General features: G+C 60.1%; 5 protein-coding genes. All 5 read right to left on the bottom strand.

From position 1 onward, the window contains the following. A partial coding sequence (locus WCA53_RS21835) for a molybdopterin-dependent oxidoreductase (RefSeq protein WP_423915546.1) occupies positions 1-1,455 on the bottom strand: 1,455 nt, incomplete at its 3' end. A gap of 151 nt (positions 1,456-1,606) precedes the next feature. After that, positions 1,607-2,524 (bottom strand): LysR family transcriptional regulator, encoded by a 918-nt coding sequence (locus WCA53_RS21830; protein ID WP_423915545.1) that lies wholly within the window; start codon positions 2,522-2,524, stop codon positions 1,607-1,609. Between the two features lie 137 nt (positions 2,525-2,661). After that, positions 2,662-3,441 carry a class II aldolase/adducin family protein gene (locus WCA53_RS21825; RefSeq protein ID WP_423915543.1) on the bottom strand — a complete coding sequence of 260 codons (780 nt, stop codon included), beginning with the start codon at positions 3,439-3,441 and terminating at the stop codon, positions 2,662-2,664. Positions 3,442-3,928: 487 nt separating this feature from the next. Continuing rightward, positions 3,929-4,579, bottom strand: a complete 651-nt coding sequence (locus WCA53_RS21820) for a nucleotidyltransferase family protein (protein ID WP_423915540.1) — start codon at positions 4,577-4,579, stop codon at positions 3,929-3,931. Continuing rightward, positions 4,576-4,777, bottom strand: a 202-nt coding sequence (locus WCA53_RS21815; protein WP_423915538.1) for a YHS domain-containing protein, incomplete at its 5' end; no start/stop codon positions are given. The genes WCA53_RS21815 and WCA53_RS21820, both read right to left, overlap by 4 nt.

Here is a 4,777-nt window from a genome sequence, read left to right as displayed (position 1 = left end):
GCTCGTGATGAACGCGTCGAAATCCTGCTCGGCTTCTGTCGGTAACGTCAGGTAGCCGGGCAGGGAATTCGACAGCAGGCCCAAGTCGGTCAAACCCTGGATGTTCGAGTGGCCGCGCAGCGCGTTCATCCCCCCGCCTGCAATGCCGATGTTACCCAGCAGCAATTGCACCATGGCGCCGGTCCGGATGATCTGCGACCCAATGGAATGCTGCGTCCAGCCAAGTGCATACATGATCGTGCCGGCACGTCCGGGAACGGAAGTCGATGCGAGCATTTCGCATACCTTGAGGAATTTCTCCCTTGGGGTGCCGCAAATCTTCTCTACCTGCTCGGGCGTATAGCGCGAGTAGTGCTGCTTCATCAGGTTATAGACGCAACGCGGGTGCTGGAGCGTGGGGTCGATTTTCGCGTAGCCGTCGTCGCCCTTCTCATAGTCCCATGTTGATTTATCGTATTGATGCGTTTGCGCCTGATAGCCGGAATAAAGGCCGTCTGTGAACGTGAAATCCTCCCGAACGATAAACGCGACGTCCGTATAATTCTTGACGTACTCGTGCTGGATCTTGTCGTTGGTAAGTAAATAATTAATCACTCCGCCGAGGAACACAATGTCCGTCCCGGTACGAATGGGCGCGTAGTAGTCCGCGACCGATGCGGTACGCGTGAAGCGCGGATCGACCACGATCAACCGGGCCTTCCTGTGCGCCTTGGCTTCCACGACCCACTTGAAACCGCATGGATGCGCCTCGGCTGCATTGCCGCCCATGACCAGGATCACATCCGCGTTCTTGATGTCGACCCAATGGTTCGTCATCGCTCCACGGCCAAACGTCGGGGCAAGACCTGCCACCGTCGGGCCGTGTCAGACACGCGCTTGATTGTCGAACGCGAGCAGGCCGAGACTGCGGGCAGCCTTGTGCGTCAGGTAGCCCACTTCATTACTTGCAGCCGACGCGGCCAGCATGCCCGTCGTCACCCATCGATTGACTTTCTTGCCGTCCTCGGTCGTCTCGACAAAGTTGGCGTCGCGATCGTCCTTCATCAGTTGGGCGATGCGATCGAGCGCGTCGTCCCACGATATCCGCTTCCATTCGTTCGATCCTGCCGCGCGATATTCCGGATATTGCAGTCGGCTCGGACTATGAATGAAGTCGATCAGGCTTGCGCCTTTCGGGCAGAGTGTGCCGCGATTCACCGGATGATCGGGATCGCCCTCGATATGGATGATGCTGGATTTGGCGTTCTTGGCGTTGTCGCCGAGGCCGTACATCAGGATGCCGCAACCGACCGCGCAGTAGGGACAGGTATTGCGGGTTTCAGTCGTGCGTGAGAGCTTGTATTGACGAACTTCCGCCAAGGCGGGTGCCGGCGAGAAGCCCATGAGGGCCAGGCTCGACCCGGCGAGCGTGCTCGCGGTAACCTTCAGGAACTGTCGCCGGGAAATTTGCAGCATAGTTCGCCTCGCCGGTTTTTTGGGGACTGCAACAATTATAGGGTGGACGTCGGGAATGCGCAGTGGGGATTTCTGCGCGGGAGAATGGCGCGAACGGAGGGAGACTTGCATTGAGATGCGTGGTTCACTCAACTGAGTTGGGCGCCACGTCTTACGAATTCAAACGTATCCCTTGCCACTGTGCCTTGACCATCTCGGTCAGGGCACGGACCTTCCCCGACGCAAAACGCGCGGAGGGGAACACGGCCTGAATGCTTGCGGATGCCGTCGCCCAGGCGGGCAACAATCTCACGAGACGTCCAGCGGCTACATCTTCTCTAACGGCAAAATCGGTGAGCACCGCGAATCCCCCGCCTGCGAGCGTCGCCGCCCGGCAAGCGAGCGCGGTGTTGGTGATGAAAGCGTTGGCGCACCGTACGCTTTCCTTGTTGCCATGGGCGTCTTCGAGTGCAACCGACAACGGCCGCGCCAAAGTGGATAGCGCGACGTGCGGCATGGGCGCGAGCAGCATGGGGTCCACTGGACTTCCCCAGGTTTCGATGAACGCAGGACTCGCGACCACCCATTTCACGAACTCACCAATCTTCGCTGCGCGATAGTTTGAATCGGCGAGGCGCCCCAGCCTGATGGCGACATCGATGCCCTCGCCCACAATGTCGACAAACTGGTCGCTGCACATGAGTTCGATGCTGAGCGCCGGATGCCGCCGCCGTAATTCAACCAGCGCGGGCGCCACGATCAGGGACCCATAGTCGATCGGCGCACTCACTCGCAGCGAGCCACGCAACGGCCCGGTGTCATCGGCAACGGCGGCCAGCGCATCCTCGGCCGCTCGCAGGACGTGGCAGCTCGCCTCGTAGAAACTTCTGCCTGACTCAGTCAAGCTGACGCGGCGGGTCGTCCTCACCAGCAAGTTCGCGCCGACCTCTGCCTCGAGGCGCTGCATGTGCGTGCTGACCATCGTCTTCGCCACCCCAAGGCGCTCGGCGGCAGCGGTCAGGGATCCCGTCTCGACGACCGCCACGAAGACGGCCAGCCGGTTCAGATTGACGTCGCGTACATCGGCCATGTTGATTGTCCACTGCTAGAGCACTGAGTTTCCTCGATTATCCATCTAGCGGACGCGGTGCGCACTTACCCCCAGATCGTATTTCTTCGCGTGCTGTTCGGTCGCATCGTCACTTCAAGTTCGGGTGTAGCGCGCACTCAACAGCGGTAGTCGGAAGCGGGGTCCTCGATAAGTCGCAGCGCGGCACGCCACGCCAACTCCGTGATCTCGCCGGAATCCCCTCGCTCGAACTGGCTCGCGGTCAACTCGCACACGTCAACCGTCGGAAAGCGCAACGCCGACCCGCCGGCCACGGCCTGAATCTGCGCCTGGCAAGCCCGTTCGAGGAAGTAGATTTCGTGGAACGCCTCGGCGGCTGTCGCGCCTGCAGCAAGCAAGCCGTGATTGCGCAGGATCATCGCCTTGTTGGCACCGAGATCGCGCACCAGGCGTTCGCGTTCGGCCAGATCCAGCGCGATGCCCTCGTAATCGTGGTAGCCAAGCTTGCCGTAGAACTTGAGCGCGTGCTGGCTGATCGGCAGCAGCCCATGTTCCTGAGCGGACACCGCTGTGCCCGCCGCCGTGTGCGTGTGAATCACAAAGCCCAGGTCCTCGCGCGCCATGTGGATCGCGGAATGAATAGTGAACCCGGCCGCGTTCACACGAAAACGCGCGGGCTCTTCGGCGGCACGTTCGTCGACGACGTGGCCCCGGTGATCGATCTTCACCAGATCTGACGCGCGCATTTCATGAAAAAGAACGCCGTATCGGTTAATCAGGAACGTTGGCGTGTCGCCGGCCAAGCGTGCCGTGATATGCGTGTCGATCATGTCCGTCATACGAAAATGCGCGGCGACGCGGTACAGCGCGGCGAGATCGCAACGGACTTGCCATTGCGCGGTGTCGCGGGCTTGAAGCGGGTTCTGGATGGTTTGCATGGTCAAGGCTCTCGGGTGCGTGCGTGAATGATACGTAGTCCAATTAGATAGCAGCATTGCACAATCGAGCAAATCAACGATATAGCCGCGGCAACAAATGCCGGCAGAATTGTCGAAGGCATATTCGATACCGAGCCTTGCGGCCTAAGGCGCTTCAGATCGCTCGCGCACGCAAAAGTCCGAATCCTGAGGCTCCGACTTTAGCTTCAAACTAGTCCAGACCACGCCCCAGGCCCACAAAACCCGGCTCGGCAAAGGACCGTCTCACTGATGCGAGTGTGAGACGTGCGGAATCCGCGTCTCCGTCGAACGCATTCAACAGATCAGCCGAGAGTGTTTTCGGACTCGCGGCGCTTACCTCTTTGTCCGACGCCTTTCTGTTGATTTCTTCTACATGTGCCTGAAAAGTGTCATCATTGAGGGTAACCAAGACAAGCCAGTGACGTTCTCCTCGCCGAGTCTCGACAGTGCAAATCAAAAGCCAAAATCACCGTGAATGCGTTTCACTAAATCGCGCCACAATCCCCGCGTAATCCTCCGGCGTGTCCATATCGATGATGAAGCGATCGTGCGCGGCTTCATGGATGAAAACCTCGTCAGGATGCTCGGCGATCAGCTTGCGACACCCTGGATTCACATGTCCGCTAATGACCTCAGCGGCATAGCTCGCGGAGAAAGCAACGGGATTGCCACGCTGCCCGTTGAATACCGGAATCAGGATCGACCCACGCGGCATCGCGCCAAACGCGTCGATCAGTTCGCGGTAGTCAGCGGCCTCAAGCAGCACCTGATCCGCAAGGCAAACCATCACGACGCTGCACGGCGCGCGAAGCGCCGCAACGCCAGCGGCGACCGAGGTCATCTGCCCTTCCTCATAGCGCGGATTGCTCTGGAACGTAACGGGCAGGTCTACTAGCGCCTCCATGACGGCACGCCTCCTGAAGCCCGTCACGACCACGATCTCCTCAGGCCCTGCAGCGGACAGCGCGCTCACGGTACGCCTGACGGCCGGTTGCCCATCGACCGGCAGCAGCAACTTGTGCTGGCCCTGCATCCTCGATGACAGGCCCGCAGCCAACACCACGGCCGAGAATGTCGGCGCATGGGGCGCCCGGACCTCATTGCACACGTCGTTCATGTCTTCTCCCGTGCCGGCTGACCCCGCGCGATCGCAAGATATTTTTCAGGTGAACGTTCGAACTCGACCTTGCAACCGTCGCAGCAGAAATAGACGCGCTGTCCATCGCAGTCCAGAACATGTTTTGCCGACGCGATATCGATAGCCATCCCGCACACCGGATTGACATAGCGCGTGGCCGGCGGCTCAACCGATGCC

Origin of the sequence: Caballeronia sp., assembly GCF_049581465.1 — a bacterium.
Taxonomy (GTDB): domain Bacteria; phylum Pseudomonadota; class Gammaproteobacteria; order Burkholderiales; family Burkholderiaceae; genus Caballeronia.
This window is presented reverse-complemented; position numbering and strand designations above follow the sequence as displayed.

What these genes read in the sequence shown, in the direction of transcription:
- WCA53_RS21830 (WP_423915545.1), bottom strand. Translation starts at nt 2,524, where the DNA reads ATGGCCGATGTACGCGACGTCAATCTGAACCGGCTGGCCGTCTTCGTG.
- WCA53_RS21825 (WP_423915543.1), bottom strand. Translation starts at nt 3,441, where the DNA reads ATGCAAACCATCCAGAACCCGCTTCAAGCCCGCGACACCGCGCAATGG.
- WCA53_RS21820 (WP_423915540.1), bottom strand. Translation starts at nt 4,579, where the DNA reads ATGAACGACGTGTGCAATGAGGTCCGGGCGCCCCATGCGCCGACATTC.